Here is a 15,018-nt window from a genome sequence, read left to right as displayed (position 1 = left end):
TCCGGGGCCAGTTTCAAAATGGTGCCCCGGGTTTATCGCAAAATGGTTCTCACCCGGCGCGCAGGTGCCGCCCTAGGGTCGAACTCGCCGCAACGGACGGCATGTCTCATCCCCGGAATTTTCGTTTCCGGCCAACGGGAAAGCCCTGCTTCCCCGACCGGGGGAAGGCATGACCGCAACAACGACCTGCGCATTTTCGGTGCAAGGGCAAAACAGGGAAGGCAAACGGATGATCAAGAACCGCAATGAGATCCTCGACACCGTCGCCAAGATGGACTCGGGCGCGCTGAGCCGGCGCGGTTTCCTGCACAAGATGGGCGCGCTCGGCGTCACGGCGACGATCGCGAACTTCGTCGCACTGTCGCCGCTCGGCGCGCGCAAGGCCTGGGCGCAGGTCTCGGGGCCCGAGGAACGGGCCTGGGCGCTCGCCACCGAGGCGGCGGCGAAGGCCGGCAAGAAGACCCTGACGGTGCTGATCCCGACGGGCTCCATCGGCAACATGACGCCCTATGTCGACAAGTGGAAGACCGAGCTGGGCATCGAGATCAAATTCATCGAGGAACCCGACGAGGTGGTTCACACCAAGGGCATGCAGGAAGCCGTCGCCAAGACCGGCAATTACGACGTGATGATGCCCACCGCGATGTCCTATCCGGACTGGATCGACTCGGGCGTGATCTACGATCTGACCGACTGGGTCGACAAATACGACCCGATGCTGTTCGACAAGGACGTCGGCGTGGTGTTCCCGGCCTCCTATCACGCGCAGGTCTACAACGGCCGTGTCGCGGGTCTCTTGTGCGACGGCGATCAGATCACCTTGCTGTGCCGTCAGGACTACATCGACAATGGCGACAAGGCGAAGGCCTTCGAGGACAAGTTCGGCTACAAGCTCGGCACGCCGGACACCTGGAAGCAGTATCGCGAGATCGCCTCGTTCATGCACGATCCGGCGAACCACTTCTACGGCTCGCTCGAATACCGTTCGCCCTATTACGTGAAGTGGATGTTCATGCAGCGCCTCGCCTCGAAGGGGAAGCTGTGGTTCGACAAGGAGATGAACCCCACCTTCAACTCCGACGAGGGGCTGCAGGTGATCGAGGACATGCTGGCGATGAACCAGTATCTGCACCCCGATGCCTTCTCCTTCACCTGGTCGTCGAATTACAACGCCTTCGGCCGCGGCGAGGGGTTCATGAACATCGCCTGGCCGTCGGGCTTCAAGTATTCCAAGGCGCCCTCGACGGGGCCTGCGACCTCGGGCCATATCGCGGCGACGGTGATGCCGGCCGACATGCTGAAGGACGGCACGAAGCTCTATGCCGGCATGTTCTGCTGGGGCTACGGCTACGCGGTGTCGAAATATTCGGCCAACCCGGAACTGTCCTACGCCTATGCGCAGTGGATGACCTCGCCGACGATCTCGATGGACGCGATCCCCTATCTCGGCGGCTATTCGGACCCGTATCGGGTGAACCACATGCTCGCCCCGACGCAGCGGATGGTCGACACCTACAGCAAGGATTACCTCGACATCCTGTACAAGAACATCGTCAACACCGTGCCCGATTTCTGCCTGCCCGGCGGGTTCGAGTATCAGGACGCCCTCGACAAGGCGATCCACGGCGCGATGACCGGCGAGCTGAAGCCGCAACAGGCGCTCGATCAGGCGTCGAAGAACTTCGAGCGCATCACCCGCCGCCACGGCAAGGACAAGGTGCAGAAGTCGTGGCTGGCGCTGGCGAAGAACCTGGCCGACCCGATCAAGAAGGCGTCCGGCGCCGACGGCTGGGAGTAAGCGCGACCCGGGCGGGGCCGCGGCGCGATGCCGTGGCCCCGGCTCCCGTTCCGCCCCTCCCCTCAGCCCGCCCCCGGAGACCGACATGTCCGACAGCGCACAGATCGCCCCCATGCACAGCGGCCCCGCGACAGGCGCCGCCGCCCTCGCCCCGCCCCCGCCGGCCCATCCGCCTGCCCCCCGCGCGCCGCGCGCCCGAAAGCCCGCCCTGCGGTTCCTGACGCTGCCCGGCAACGTCATCTCGCTTCTGGTGCTGGTGGTGCCGCTGCTCGTCGCGCTTTACATGAGCTTCACCGACTGGTCGCCCACCGGCGGATCGCTGCTCGAAGCCTCTTTCGTGGGGCTGGAGAATTACGCGGAGCTTCTGGTCTACGATACCCGCTTCGTCGAGGCGGTCGGGCGCACGCTGTTCCTCGCGGTGGTCTGCCTCAGCCTCGAATTCACCCTCGGGCTCGGGCTCGCGGTGATCTTCCTGCGCGAGTTCCGCGGCAAGTCCATGCTGTTCTCGGCCTTCCTCACGCCGATGATGATCCTGCCGGTGGTCGTGGGCTACACGTTCTGGATGCTGTTCCAGTCGAACGGGCCGGTCAATCAGCTGCTCGGCGCGCTGATCGGGATGCAGAACGTGCCCGAATGGTTCCGCTCCGCCCCCTTCGCGATGCTCGCGGTGATCGTGACCGAGGTCTGGCACTGGACGCCGCTGTTCTTCCTGATCCTGCTGTCCGGGCTGAACGCGGTGCCCGAGAACCCGGTGCGCGCGGCGATGATCCTCGGCGCCAGCCCGCGGCAGATCTTCTTTCGCGTCGTGCTGCCGATGCTCAAGCCGGTGATCGTCGTCGCCTTCGTGATCCGCGGGATGGAGATCCTGAAGCTGTTCGACGAGGTGTTCATGCTCACCCGCGGCGGGCCGGGCTCCTCGACCGAGACGATCAGCCTCTACATCTACAAGCTCGCCTTCAACGACTTCCAGCTCGCCTATGGCGCGGCGGGCGCGTTCCTCGTGCTGATCGGGACGCTGATCGTCATCAACCTGATGCTGCTGCCGGTGCGCGACCAGCTGGTGAAAGGAAAAGCGTGATGGGACCGAAGAGTCTGACCCTCGCCCAGCGGCTGATCCTGCTCGTCGCGCTGACGGTGACGATGTTCCCGATCTTCTGGATCGTGATGACGGCGCTGAAACCGCCGACCGACTGGAACGCCGCCCCCGCGGTCTGGCTGCCGTCCGAGCCGACGCTGGTCAATTTCGCCACGCTGTTCGACCCCGACGCGATCAAGGCCTACGGGCTGAGCGGCGTCAGCCAGCCCGCGACGCCGGCGATCCTCGGCTCGATCCTCGCCTCGGTCAGCGCGACGGCGTTGTCGATCGCGATCGGCCTCGCCTCGGCGATCGGGCTGTCGCGCTACGCGAAGATGACGAAATGGACGCCGCTGATGATCCTGTCGGGGCGGATGTTCCCGCCCGCCGCCATCGCGGTGCCCTTCGTCATCATGTTCTCGGCGACGCGGCTGATCGACACCTATGCCGGGCTGATCGCGATCTATGTCGCCGTGACCCTGCCGTTCTCCACCTGGATGCTGAAAAGTTTCGTCGACGACCTCCCGCGCGAGATCGAGCAGGCGGCCATGCTCGACGGCCGGTCGCGGCTGATGGCGCATGTGACGGTGACCATTCCGCTCATCAAGGGCGGGCTGTTCGCCACGACGATGTTCATCTTCATCCTGAACTGGTCGGAATTCATGTTCGCGCTGGTGCTGAGCTATTCCAACATCTCCACCATCCCCGTGCAGCTGGCAAAATACGTCACCGCGACGGCGGGCACGCTTTACGGCGTGCAGGCGGCCTTGGCCGTGGTGGCGATGATCCCCCTCATCGTCGCGGGCTACGCCATCCAGTCGCATCTCGCCCGCGGCATGACCTTCGGAGCGATCAAGCGATGACACCGAAACTTTCCCTGCGTCAGCTGAGCAAGGTCTATCCCGGCTCCGAAGTGGCGGCGGTCGACCGCATCGACCTCGACGTGCAGCCGGGCGAGACGCTCGCGCTGCTCGGCTCCTCGGGCTGCGGCAAGTCGACGACGCTGAACATGATCGTCGGCCTCGAACAGCCAAGCTCGGGCGACATCCAGATCGACGGTCAGTCGATCGTCGCCACCCCCGCCGGCAAGCGCAATGTCGGGCTGGTGTTTCAGGACTATGCCGTCTTCACCTCGATGTCGGTGCGCCAGAACCTCGCCTTCGGGCTGAGCGTGAAGGGCCGGCCCAAAGCTGAAATCGCCCGCGCCGTCGCCGAGACCGCCGAACTTCTGGGCATGCGCGACAAGCTCGACGCCCGCGCGCAGGATCTGGGCGGATCCGAGCTGCAGCGCGTCGCCATCGGGCGCACGCTGGTCACCCGGCCGTCGCTTCTGCTGCTCGATGAACCGCTGTCGAACCTCGAGACCGCCGCCCGCCTCGCCATGCGCCGAGAGCTGCGCCGCCTGCAAAAGGAGATCGGCCTGACCATCGTCTATGTCACCCACGACCAGATCGAGGCGTTGTCGCTCGCCGATCGCATCGCGGTCATGTCGGCAGGCAAGATCCGTCAGGTCGAGGCCGCGACCCGGATCATGGACAACCCGGCCCATGTCTTCGTCGCCTCCTTCCTCGGCGATCCGCCGATGACGCTGATCCGCGGCAAGGTGGGCGGCGGGGTGTTCCGCGCCGACGGGTTCGCCCTGCCGCTTGGCGATATCCCCGAGGGGATCGTGACCCTCGGGCTCCGGCCGCAGGCGCTGCGCCTCGTGGCGCCGGGGGAAGGCGCGCTCACCGGCCGGCTGAGCCAGGTCGAGCCGCGCGGCGCCGAGGCGGCGCTGACCCTCGATTGCGCCGGCAAGGCGATCCGGCTGCTGGTTCCCGCGCAGACCCGGCCGGTTCCGGGCGAGACCTGCGGCCTGAGCATCCCCGAAGGCGCGCTCGTTGCCTTCGACGGAGACACCAACCTGCGGCTGCCCGGCGCGCCGCATGTCGCGGAGGCGGCCCGATGATCCCTGAAATCCCCCGGAGCCTGCCGCTGCAGCTGAACGGGCTGCGCAAGAGCTATGGCGCGACCGTCGCGGTCGCGGGCACGACCCTCGATGTCGAACCCGGCACGATGACGGTGATCCTCGGCGCGGCCGGAGCGGGCAAGACGACGACGCTGAAGATGATCGCCGGGCTGGAGACACCGGACGCCGGACAGGTGATCCTCGCCGGTCACGATCTGACCGCGGCCGAACCGCGCGCGCGCAATGTCGCGATGATCTTCGACAATCTGGCGCTTTACCCGGACCGCAGCGGCTTCGACAACATCGCCTATCCGCTGAAGCTCGCCCGCCGCGCTGCGCCCGAGATCGAGGAGCGCGTGCGCCGCATCGCGGTGCTGCTGAAGATCCCGCATGTGCTGGGGCGGTTGCCGAAAACCATGTCAGGCGGCGAAAAGCAGCGCGTGGCGCTGGCGCGGGCGCTGGTGCGCGAGCCGACGGTGTTCCTGCTCGACGAGCCGCTGTCCTCGCTCGACGCGATGCTGCGCATCGAGCTGCGGGCGGAGCTGCGCCGGTTGCAGCGCGAACAGGGCCATACCTTCGTGCTCGCCACCCCGGATTTCCAGGAGGCGCTGGCCGTCGCCGACCGCATCGTGATGCTGCGCGCGGGCCGGGTGGTGCAGATCGCGGCGCCGCAGGATCTGTATGACGCCCCGGCCGATATCGAGACCGCGCGTTTCGTCGGCGCGCCGCAGATCAACCTCGTCGATGCGGAATGGACCGGCGGGGCGCTGATCCTCGCGGGCCAGAGCCTCGCCCCCGGCGCGTTCCGCGCCCCGCCGGCGCCCTGCGCCTTCACCGCCGGCATCCGGCCCGAGCATCTGACCCCATGCGCCGCCGGTCAGGGCGATTTCGACGCGACGGTCAGCGATCTCGAACCGCTCGGCCATCTGGTCGCGGTCACCGTCACCCTGAGCGCGGGCACCGAGCTGCGCCTGACCGCCCCCGCCGCCGGGGCCGCCGGCTTCGGCATCGGGACCACGCTCGGCATCGCGGTCGGGCGCGCGGGCCTTCTCGCCTTCGATCCCGCGGACGGGCGGCTGATCCCGCCCGCCGCCTGACGCATCCCCTCACCACTCACCAACCAACGGATTCCCGGACATGAAAATCCTCGTCTTCCAGCATCTTCCCGTCGAACATCCCGGCGCGCTGCGCGATTTCTGGGCCGAGGCCGGCCATGACTGGACCCCGGTCGAACTCGACGCCGGAGAGCCGATCCCCGAGATGGAGGGCTTCGATCTGCTGGTCGCGATGGGCGGTCCGCAGGATCTGTGGCAGCAAGACGAGCTGCCCTGGATGAAGGCCGAACTCGCCGCGATCCGCCGCTGGGTGAAGGACATGGGGCGGCCCTATCTGGGGATCTGCCTCGGCCACCAGTTGCTGACCGAGGCGCTCGGCGGCAGGGTCACGCCGATGCGCACCCCCGAGGTCGGACTGGCGCAGGTGCAGCAGACCGCGGCCGGGCGCGCCGATCCGCTGTTTCAGGGCATCGCCCCCGACATGCTGACCTTCCAGTGGCACGGCGCCGAGGCGAGCGTGCTGCCCGAAGGCGCGGTGGTTCTGGCCGCGAATGCCGCCTGCCCGACCCAAGCGATCCGCTGGGGCCGGCACGCCTACGGGCTGCAATACCATGTCGAGATCACCCCGGTGACCGTCGCCGACTGGCAGCAGGTTCCGGCCTATGCCGAAAGCCTCGAAACCGCCCTCGGGGCGGAGCGCGCCCGCGACCTCGCGGCCGAGGTGGCGCCGCGCCTGCCCGAGTTCGCCCGCGCCGCGCGCGCGCTGAACGACAATCTCGAAACCATTCTTCAGGGCCGCGACGCCTGAGGCGCAGCCCCTACAGGGAGCAAGAAGATAATGATAAACGAACCTGCCACTTTCGACGCCGTGCCGCCCCTGCGCACCGCCACCCCCGAGGAGGCCGAGGCCTTCGTCGCCCGGCTGAAGGCCGAGGGCTACGATTTCCTGCGCTTCGAGATGGCCGACATGGCCGGTATGTCGCGCGGCAAGACCATCCCGATCCGCCATGTCGCGGGCTATCTGAAAAGCGGGCTGAACCTCTACGGCGGGACGGTCGCGCTCGACAGCGGATCGGTTCCGGTGCGCGGATCGGGCTACAACGAGGAGATGAATTATCAGGACGGGGTGATGGTCGCCGATCTCGACACGCTGTCGCCGGTGCCCTGGCTCGATCGCACGGCGCGGGTGATCTGCGACACGATGTGGTATGACGGCACGGTGCAGCTCGCCTCGCCGCGGATGCTGCTCAAGAAGATGCTGATGATCGCCGATCAGATGGGCTACAAGGCGCTGATGGGCCATGAATACGAGTTCTACGTGGTCGATGCGAAGACCCGCGAACCGCTGTGGGGCAATCAGCCGATCTTCGCCACGATCCGCACCCATCAATATCCCGAACTCGACGATCTGATCCGCGTGCTTCAGGCCGAGGGCATCGACATCATCACCAGCAACGTCGAGCACGGCCCCGGTCAGGTCGAGATCAACTATGCCGCCGAGATCGGCGTGACCGCCTCGGACACCGGGTTCAGGTTCAAGAACACGGTGAAGGAATATCTGCTCAGGCGCGGCATCCTCGCCACCTTCATGACCAAGCCCTACAAGGGCAAGTCGGGAAGCTGCTCGCATTTCCACATCTCGCTGCTCGACAAGGAGACGGGCGAGAACGTGTTCCTCGACAAGACCGATCCCGACGGCATGTCGCAGGTGTTCAAGAGCTTCATCCAGGGCGTCCTCGACCATACCCGCGGCGCGATGGCGATCTGGAGCCCGACGCCGAACTGCTATCGCCGGATCCGGCCGCGGACCTATGCGCCTTCGAACATCTCCTGGGGGATTCAGGACCGCTCGGCCTCGGTGCGGGTGAAGGCGTCGCAGGACAAGTCGACCCATATGGAGGTCCGCGTCCCCGCGGCGATGGCGAACCCCTATCTGATCGCCGCCAGCGCCATCGCGGGCGGGCTTCTGGGCCTTTTGCAGAAGCGCGAGCTGATGCCCGCCGGGCAGGGCCCGAAGGAGGACGATTCGAGCTATGCGAAACTGCCGACGGAGATGGCCGACGCGCTCGACGCGCTCGAAGCCGATACCGCGCTGCGCGAGATGCTCGGCGAGGAATTCATCAAGGTTTACATGGCGATGAAGTGGCAAGAGGCGACGCGCCTGCGCGACGAGATCCCGGCGGCGGAAACCGATGAATATTTCGACCTCTACTGAAGAGCGCTTCGCCTGGGCCGGGATCGGGGAACTGGCGCAGGGCTACCGCACCGGCGCCTTCACCCCGGTCGATGTGGCGCAGGCGCTGCTCGGACGCATCGCGCGGCTGAACCCGCGCGTCAACGCGGTGATCGACCTCGCGCCAGAGCGGACGCTCGCCATGGCCCGGGCCTCGGCCGCGCGCTGGCAGGCGGGGGCGCCGCTTTCGGTCCTCGACGGGGTGCCGGTGACGATCAAGGATCTGTCGGCGATCCGGGGCTGGCCGCGCTGGCGCGGCGGGCGGCTCGCCGATGACACACCGATGGCCGAGGATACCCCGGCCGTCGCCCGGCTGCGCGAGGCGGGGGCGGTGTTTCTGGGCCGCACCGCCACGCCCGAGGGCGGAACCAAGGTGGTGACGCGCTCGCTGCGCTATGGCGAGACGCTGAACCCCTGGGATCCGGCGAAGACGGCCGGCGGCTCCTCGGGCGGGGCGGCGGCGGCGCTGGCGATGGGGTTCGGGCCGGTCGCGCTCGGCTCGGACGGGGCGGGATCGCTGAGGATCCCGGCCAGTCATTGCAACGTGGTGGGGGTGAAGCCCGGCTTCGGCCGGGTGCCGGCCTTCCCGCCCGATCCCGACATGCCGCATTCCGTGGTCGGCCCGATGGCGCGGCGGGTGCGCGATGCGGCCCTCATGCTGGCCGTTCTGTCCGAACCGGAGCCGCGCGACCCCCATGCCTGGCCCCTGCCCTTCGACACCCCCGATCTGAGCGCCCCCGGCGCCGTGGATCTGTCGGGGATACGCATCGCCCATTCGGCGCGGATGGGCTGCACCGCGCCCCTGGTCGATGCCGAGGTCGATGCGCTGGTCGCCGGAACGGCCCCTCTTCTGCAACACGCCGGCGCCACGCTGCGCGAGGACGCCCCCGACTGGCCCCTCGATCCTTTCGGGCCGTTTCAGGTGTTCTGGGTCACCGCCTGCATGGAAGCCTTGCGCAAGACCCCCGCGGACCGGCGCCCGCTTCTCGATCCGATCATCGCCGATGTCGCGGCGCTCGGCGCGGGATACGGGCTCGACACGCTGATGCAGGCCATCGAGGACCGCACCCGGATCGCGGCGGCGGCGAAGGCGTTCTTCACCCGCCACGACCTGCTGATCGCGCCGGTGATGCCGGTCCCCGCCTATGCGACCGGCCGCGACACGCCCGAGGGCTTCGCCGCCACGGACTGGAGCTGGTGCCCCTACACCTACCCGTGGAACATGACCGGCCAGCCGGCGCTGTCGGTGCCGATCGGCTTCACCCGCGCCGGGCTGCCGGTCGGGGTGCAGATCGTCGGCGCGATGGGGGCGGAGCCGCTGATCCTGCGCACCGCCGAGGCGATCGAGCGCGCCCGCCCGCTGTGGCAGCGCCACCCCGCGCTTGCCGGATGACCCCCGACAGCCCCCCGCGCGGGGGCTGTCTCTTGTCCCCGAAACGCATCCGGCCCCGGCAAACGCTGCCGGGGCCAGGGCTTGTCCGCCTGTCGCAGCCCTCAGGCGTCGACGAAAGCCTTCTCGACCACGAAACTGCCCGGCGTCGAGGTATTCCCTTCGGTGAACCCCCGCGCGCGCAGCGCAGCCGTCAGATCGGCGTTCAGCCCCATGCTGCCGCAGATCATCACCCGGTCGGTCCCGGGGTCCAGCTCCGGCATCCCGGCATCGTGGGTCAGCCGCCCCGAGGCCAGAAGATCGGTGATCCGGCCCTGACGCCCGAACGGCTCGCGGGTGACGGTCGGCAGATAGCTGAAATGGCCCGAGACGATCTCGCCCAGAATCTCGTCCTGCGGCAGATCCTGCGACAGGAAATCGCGAAAGGCGAGTTCGCTCACCTGCCGCACGCCGTGGGTCAGGATCACCTGATCGAATTTCTCGTAGGTCTCGGGGTCGCGCAGGATCGACAGGAAGGGCGCGAGCCCGGTGCCCGTCGCCATCAGATACAGCCGCCGCCCCGGCAGGAGATAGTCGATCAGCAGGGTTCCGGTGGGCTTGCGCCCCACCAGCACCCGGTCGCCCGGCCGGATATGCTGCAGCTTCGAGGTCAGCGGCCCGTCCGGCACCTTGATCGAGAAGAACTCCAGATGATCGTCGTAATTCGGCGAGGCGATGGAATAGGCGCGCAGCACCGGGCGCTCGCCGGTCTCGAGGCCGATCATGGTGAAATGACCGTTCGAGAACCGGAACCCCGGATCGCGGGTCAGCGAAAAGCTGAACAGCCTGTCCGTCCAGTGCCGGACGGACAGCACCGTTTCGGTGTTGTAACCTTTCATGAGGAGCTCAGTATTTGAAATTCTTGACGAAATCCGGCATCGCGATGGCCGGATCGAGACGCGGATCGGCGACCGGCGCACCCTGCACCAGCGTCAGCGGCACATGCCCCGCCCAGCGGTCCGAGGCGTAATCCTCGGCATCCTCCTCGGGCAGGCCGTCGGCGACCTTGGCCGACACCTCGTCAAGCTGCATCCGGATCACCTTCGACGCCTTCCACTCCTGATCGGTCGGCGGGCGGGCGTAATCCCACAGCCCCGGCGCCAGACCGTCGGTGAAGGTGCGCAGTGCGCTGCGCTTGGTCTCGTCGTCGCACATCTCCGCCTCGCCGAAGGCGATGACAGAGCGGTATTGCAGGTTGTGATTGAACGCCGCGCGCGAGAACACGATCCCGTCGAGATGGGTCACGGTGAAGCACACCTTGATGCCCTTCGCCTGCGCCTTCAGCATCCGGCTCGCCGAGGAGCCGTGCCAGTAGACGTGATCGCCGATCCGCCAGTGGCTGGTCGGCGTCACATAGGGTTCGCCGTCGATCACATATCCGACCTGGCAGACCTTGCTCGCGTCGATGATCGCATTGATCGTGTCGCGGTCGTATTTGGCCAGCCAGTTGTAGCGGCGCAGCCGCGTCCGGTCGGTCGGCGCCTTGGCAGTCTCCGACACGTTTGCCTCCTTGGGTCAGGTTCGTCCTGCGACCCACCCTAGCGGCAGCCACTCGGCGCCATGAGAACCATTTAGCGATCCGCTTGGGGACCAATCCCGGGACGCGAAAGGCGCGCCCGGTTGCCCGGACGCGCCCTGAAAATTTCGTCTCCGCCCGCGGCTCAGAGCGCGATATCGGACACCGGCTTGATCGTGCCGGTGGGAACCGGAGCCGCCAGCCCGCCCGAGACCACCGGAACCGGCGCGATGGCCAGTTCCAGAAGCTGCGCGGTGCGCTGCCATTCGGCATCCAGCATCTCGGGGTTGTCGTTCAGCTTCAGCCCGTAGCTCGGCACGATGGCGCGGATCTTCTCCTGCCACTCCGGCGTTGCGAGCTTGTCCCGGAACGAGCGCCCAAGCAGATCGAGCATGATCGGTGCCGCGGTCGAGGCCCCCGGAGAAGCGCCCAGAAGCGCCGCAACCGTCCCGTCCTGCGAGCTGACGACCTCGGTGCCAAGCTTCAGCACCCCGCCCTTCTTCGCATCGCGCTTGATCACCTGCACGCGCTGCCCGGCCTGCACGAGGCGCCAGTCTTCGGCCTTCGCGTTCGGGTAGAAATCGTGCAACTGCTTGATCTTGTCGGTTTCCGACATCAGCAGCTGACCGGCCAGATAGGTGACCAGATCGAAGTTGCTCATGCCGACGCGCAGCATCGGCAACAGGTTCGTCGGCCGCACCGTCGCCGGAAGGTCGAGATAGGAGCCGGTCTTCAGGAACTTGGTCGAGAAGGTCGCGAACGGCCCGAACAGCACCACATGCTTGCCGCCGTCGAGAACCCGCGCATCGAGATGCGGCACCGACATCGGCGGCGCGCCGACGCCCGCCTTGCCATAGACCTTGGCCAGATGGCGGCCGGTGACCTCGGGGGTTTCGCTCACGAGGAACGAGCCGCCGACCGGGAAGCCGGCGTAATCGTCCGCCTCGGGGATACCGGTCGACTGCAGCAACGGCAGCGTGCCACCGCCGGCGCCGATGAACAGGAACCGTGCGTCGATGCTCCGGGTCTCGCCGCTTTTCAGGTCGCGGCTGGTGATGCGCCAGCCGCCTTCGCCGTTGCGGCGGATCTTGCGGACCTCGCAACCGGTGCGCAGGGTGAACTGCGTCAGACCGGACAGATAGGCGATATACTGACGGGTAATCTCGCCGAAATTGACGTCGGTGCCGGCCGGCGACCAGGTGGCAGCGAAGACCTGATCCTCGGGCTGGCCCTCCATGGTCAGCGGTGCCCATTCGGCGATCTTCGCGCGATCGGTCGAGAATTCCATCCCCGAGAACAGCGGGCTGGCCTTCAGCGCCTCGTAACGCTTGCGCAGATAGTCAACGTTCTCTGCGCCCCACACGAGGCTCATGTGCGGGGTCGAATTGATGAACTTGCGCGGCTCGCTCAGCACGCCCTGCGACACCTGATAGGCCCAGAACTGACGCGAGATCTGGAACTGTTCGTTGATCGACAGGGCCTTCTCGACATGCACGACACCCTGGTCGTCCATCGGGGCGTAATTCAGTTCGCACAGTGCCGAATGGCCGGTGCCCGCGTTATTCCAGCAGTTCGAGCTTTCCGAGGCGGGCGTGTCGAGCCGCTCGATCATCTCGAACGTCCAATCGGGTTCAAGCTGATGCAGCAACACGCCGAGCGTGGCGCTCATCATGCCTGCGCCGATCAGAACGACGTCGACCTTAGCGGATCCGGGGTTAGTAACTGACGTTCCTGCCATCGAGGAGATCCTGGCTTTTTTGCGCGGGGATTGACGGCACCGGGGCGGCACGACGGCGCCCGAACGTTCTCTCCCCCTGCGGGTTTCTATAGTCGCCGTGACAATGTGTCACAAGCCGAAATATTCCGTGTATCCTATATGCAGCTTCACCTCTCCGGCGACCCGGCCCTTGCCGAAACAGGCCGGACGGGATGGGCGGAACGGCCCGTCTCGCCCTGCGGGCCCGGCCCGGACTCGGCGCCCGGACTCGGCGGTGGTAGACACCATAATCCGCGTCCGGTCAAAGGGCGTCGCGCCCGCTCCGCGCAATAAAATTGCTAGCCATGCACCGAGCGGGAGGCAGATCGACCCCTGTCGCAAGGCTGCGCCATTTTGCGCCGATCCGGCGCCACGACCGGCACCGCCCGCCCGCCCTCTGATGCACCGTTGCCGCCCGCCCCGGAAGGCGTTAGCCCTGTCGGACCAGCCCGGAGGAGCGCCCTTGCCGAAAGCCTCGATCCTGACCCCGTTCCGCATCGCGACGTTCCGTTCGCTCTGGACGGCCACGCTGATGTCGAACCTCGGCGGTCTGGTGCAGGCGGTGGGGGCGGGCTGGCTGATGGCGACACTGACCTCCTCGCACGGGATGGTGGCGCTGGTGCAGTCGTCGAACACGCTGCCGGTCATGGTATTTTCTCTGATCGCAGGAGCGCTTGCCGACAATTTCAACCGCCGCCGGATCATGATCTTCGCGCAAGGCTTCATGGCGCTGACCTCGGTGGCGCTGGCGCTCTGTGCCTGGGCGGGGCTGCTGAACCCGTGGCTGCTGCTGCTGTTCACCTTCCTGATCGGTTGCGGCACAGCGCTGTTCAACCCGTCCTGGCAGGCCTCGATGGGCGATATCGTGCCGCGCGCCGAGCTGCCCTCGGCAGTCAGTCTGAACAGCATGAGCTTCAACATGATGCGCAGCCTCGGCCCGGCCGTCGGGGGCATGATCGTGGCGATCGCCGGGGCGGCGGCGGCCTTCCTGTGCAACGCGCTCAGCTATATCCCGCTGATCTGGGCGCTGCTGCGCTGGAAGCCGGCCTATCCGGCCGCGGCACTGCCGCCCGAATCGCTTGGCTCGGCGCTCGGAGCGGGGCTGCGCTATGTGCTGATGTCGCCGGCGTTGCTCAGGGTTATGGGGCGCGGCGCGGTGTTCGGATTCGCCGCAGCCTCGGTGCTGGCGCTGCTGCCTCTGGTGGTGCGCGACAGTCTGGGGGGCACGGCGCTGACCTATGGCATCACGCTCGGCGCCTTCGGGCTCGGCGCGCTTGGCGGCGCGATGATGAACGGCCCGCTGCGGGCCAGACTGCGCAACGAATGGGTGGTGCGAATCGCCTTCCTCGGCTTTGCGGCAGCGGTGGCGGTGCTGTCGGCCTCCACCGAAATCGCGCTCAGCATGGCAGCGCTTCTGGTGGCGGGGGCGTGCTGGGTGCTGGCGCTGTCGCTGTTCAACGTGACGGTGCAGCTCGCCACGCCCCGCTGGGTGGTGGGGCGCGCGCTGTCCTTCTACCAGACCGCGACCTTCGGCGGCATGGCGACCGGTGCCTGGATCTGGGGGCTGATCGCCGACCGGTCCGGAGTGACGGTGGCGCTCGCCCTCGCGGCGGCGATGCTGGTGCTCGGCGCGCTTCTCGGTCTGTGGCTCGAGGTGACGGACTTCTCCCGCCTCGACCTCGACCCGCTCGACCGGTTCCGCGCGCCTTTGCCGCGCATCGACATGGTGGACCGCAGCGGGCCGATCATGGTGATGATCGACTATGACATCGCTGCCCCCGACACCGACCGCTTCCTTGCCCTGATGCGGGCGCGGCGCCGGATCCGGCTGCGCGACGGCGCCCGGCAATGGGCACTCCTGCGCGACATCGAAGAACCCGAACGCTGGACCGAAAGCTATCATGTTCCCACCTGGGTGGATTACCTGCGCCACAACCAGCGCCGCACCAAGGCCGATGCCGAGAATGCCGACCAGCTGCGCGCGCTGATCCGCGGCCCCGACAAGACGCCCCGCGTTCACCGCCTGATCGAGCGCCAGACCATCCCCGAAACCGAAGATGCCGTCCTGCGCGCCAGCACCGATCTGCCCGACGTCTGACGCCCCGCCCCGTCCCCCCCCGCGGAAAAAATTCCGCATCGGCCCTTGCGCCCGGCCTCAATAAGCGTAAAAGCGCCCCCGGACCGGTAGCTCAGTGGTAGAGCAGCTGA

General features: G+C 67.3%; 12 protein-coding genes. 9 read left to right on the top strand and 3 right to left on the bottom strand.

Annotation, left to right across the window (positions count from 1 at the left end; translation table 11 throughout):
- Positions 1-229: 229 nt before the first annotated feature.
- From CG50_RS09585 to CG50_RS09550, 8 genes are all read left to right on the top strand, one after another.
- Positions 230-1,798 carry an ABC transporter substrate-binding protein gene (locus tag CG50_RS09585; protein WP_036637570.1) on the top strand — a complete coding sequence of 523 codons (1,569 nt, stop codon included), beginning with the start codon at positions 230-232 and terminating at the stop codon, positions 1,796-1,798.
- 85 nt (positions 1,799-1,883) lie between these two features.
- Entirely contained in the window at positions 1,884-2,876 is a 993-nt protein-coding gene (locus CG50_RS09580) for a carbohydrate ABC transporter permease (protein WP_152559481.1), read from the top strand.
- Positions 2,876-3,736 (top strand): carbohydrate ABC transporter permease, encoded by an 861-nt coding sequence (locus tag CG50_RS09575; protein ID WP_036637569.1) that lies wholly within the window; start codon positions 2,876-2,878, stop codon positions 3,734-3,736. Before CG50_RS09580 ends, CG50_RS09575 begins: the two co-directional genes overlap by 1 nt.
- Positions 3,733-4,821 (top strand): ABC transporter ATP-binding protein, encoded by a 1,089-nt coding sequence (locus CG50_RS09570; RefSeq protein ID WP_036637567.1) that lies wholly within the window; start codon positions 3,733-3,735, stop codon positions 4,819-4,821. Before CG50_RS09575 ends, CG50_RS09570 begins: the two co-directional genes overlap by 4 nt.
- On the top strand, positions 4,818-5,918 hold the full coding sequence (locus CG50_RS09565) for an ABC transporter ATP-binding protein (RefSeq protein ID WP_036637565.1): 1,101 nt from the start codon (positions 4,818-4,820) through the stop codon (positions 5,916-5,918). The genes CG50_RS09570 and CG50_RS09565 overlap by 4 nt, the downstream gene beginning before the upstream one ends.
- 40 nt (positions 5,919-5,958) lie before the next feature.
- The gene (locus CG50_RS09560) at positions 5,959-6,684 is read left to right on the top strand and encodes a type 1 glutamine amidotransferase (protein ID WP_036637563.1); all 726 of its coding nucleotides are present in this window, start codon (positions 5,959-5,961) and stop codon (positions 6,682-6,684) included.
- Between the two features lie 30 nt (positions 6,685-6,714).
- The gene (locus tag CG50_RS09555) at positions 6,715-8,091 is read left to right on the top strand and encodes a glutamine synthetase family protein (RefSeq protein WP_036637561.1); all 1,377 of its coding nucleotides are present in this window, start codon (positions 6,715-6,717) and stop codon (positions 8,089-8,091) included.
- Positions 8,069-9,502, top strand: a complete 1,434-nt coding sequence (locus CG50_RS09550; protein WP_051909841.1) for an amidase family protein — start codon at positions 8,069-8,071, stop codon at positions 9,500-9,502. Before CG50_RS09555 ends, CG50_RS09550 begins: the two co-directional genes overlap by 23 nt.
- 101 nt (positions 9,503-9,603) lie before the next feature.
- Here CG50_RS09550 and CG50_RS09545 read toward each other — a convergent pair whose 3' ends face one another.
- The 3 genes from CG50_RS09545 to mqo form a co-directional block, all read right to left on the bottom strand.
- Positions 9,604-10,377, bottom strand: a complete 774-nt coding sequence (locus tag CG50_RS09545; protein WP_036637560.1) for a ferredoxin--NADP reductase — start codon at positions 10,375-10,377, stop codon at positions 9,604-9,606.
- Positions 10,378-10,384: 7 nt separating this feature from the next.
- Positions 10,385-11,038, bottom strand: coding sequence for a pyridoxamine 5'-phosphate oxidase family protein (locus CG50_RS09540; protein ID WP_036637558.1), 654 nt, complete (start codon positions 11,036-11,038; stop codon positions 10,385-10,387).
- Between the two features lie 161 nt (positions 11,039-11,199).
- The gene (gene mqo, locus CG50_RS09535; protein WP_036637556.1) at positions 11,200-12,792 is read right to left on the bottom strand and encodes a malate dehydrogenase (quinone); all 1,593 of its coding nucleotides are present in this window, start codon (positions 12,790-12,792) and stop codon (positions 11,200-11,202) included.
- A 418-nt stretch (positions 12,793-13,210) separates the two neighbouring features.
- Between mqo and CG50_RS09530 the strand changes: the two genes are divergently transcribed.
- Complete coding sequence (locus CG50_RS09530; RefSeq protein ID WP_394297138.1) at positions 13,211-14,908, top strand: MFS transporter; 1,698 nt, start codon at positions 13,211-13,213, stop codon at positions 14,906-14,908.
- The last annotated feature ends 110 nt before the right edge of the window (positions 14,909-15,018 follow it).

Origin of the sequence: Paenirhodobacter enshiensis, assembly GCF_000740785.1 — a bacterium.
Taxonomy (GTDB): Bacteria; Pseudomonadota; Alphaproteobacteria; order Rhodobacterales; family Rhodobacteraceae; genus Rhodobacter; species Rhodobacter enshiensis.
Note: the sequence above shows the minus strand (reverse complement) of the source record. Positions and strands in the feature narration are given on the sequence as shown.

Coding starts and splice junctions, on each gene's coding strand:
- CG50_RS09585 (WP_036637570.1), top strand. CDS start 230: ATGATCAAGAACCGCAATGAGATCCTCGACACCGTCGCCAAGATGGAC.
- CG50_RS09580 (WP_152559481.1), top strand. CDS start 1,884: ATGTCCGACAGCGCACAGATCGCCCCCATGCACAGCGGCCCCGCGACA.
- CG50_RS09575 (WP_036637569.1), top strand. CDS start 2,876: ATGGGACCGAAGAGTCTGACCCTCGCCCAGCGGCTGATCCTGCTCGTC.
- CG50_RS09570 (WP_036637567.1), top strand. CDS start 3,733: ATGACACCGAAACTTTCCCTGCGTCAGCTGAGCAAGGTCTATCCCGGC.
- CG50_RS09565 (WP_036637565.1), top strand. CDS start 4,818: ATGATCCCTGAAATCCCCCGGAGCCTGCCGCTGCAGCTGAACGGGCTG.
- CG50_RS09560 (WP_036637563.1), top strand. CDS start 5,959: ATGAAAATCCTCGTCTTCCAGCATCTTCCCGTCGAACATCCCGGCGCG.
- CG50_RS09555 (WP_036637561.1), top strand. CDS start 6,715: ATGATAAACGAACCTGCCACTTTCGACGCCGTGCCGCCCCTGCGCACC.
- CG50_RS09550 (WP_051909841.1), top strand. CDS start 8,069: ATGAATATTTCGACCTCTACTGAAGAGCGCTTCGCCTGGGCCGGGATC.
- CG50_RS09545 (WP_036637560.1), bottom strand. CDS start 10,377: ATGAAAGGTTACAACACCGAAACGGTGCTGTCCGTCCGGCACTGGACG.
- mqo (WP_036637556.1), bottom strand. CDS start 12,792: ATGGCAGGAACGTCAGTTACTAACCCCGGATCCGCTAAGGTCGACGTC.
- CG50_RS09530 (WP_394297138.1), top strand. CDS start 13,211: ATGCACCGTTGCCGCCCGCCCCGGAAGGCGTTAGCCCTGTCGGACCAG.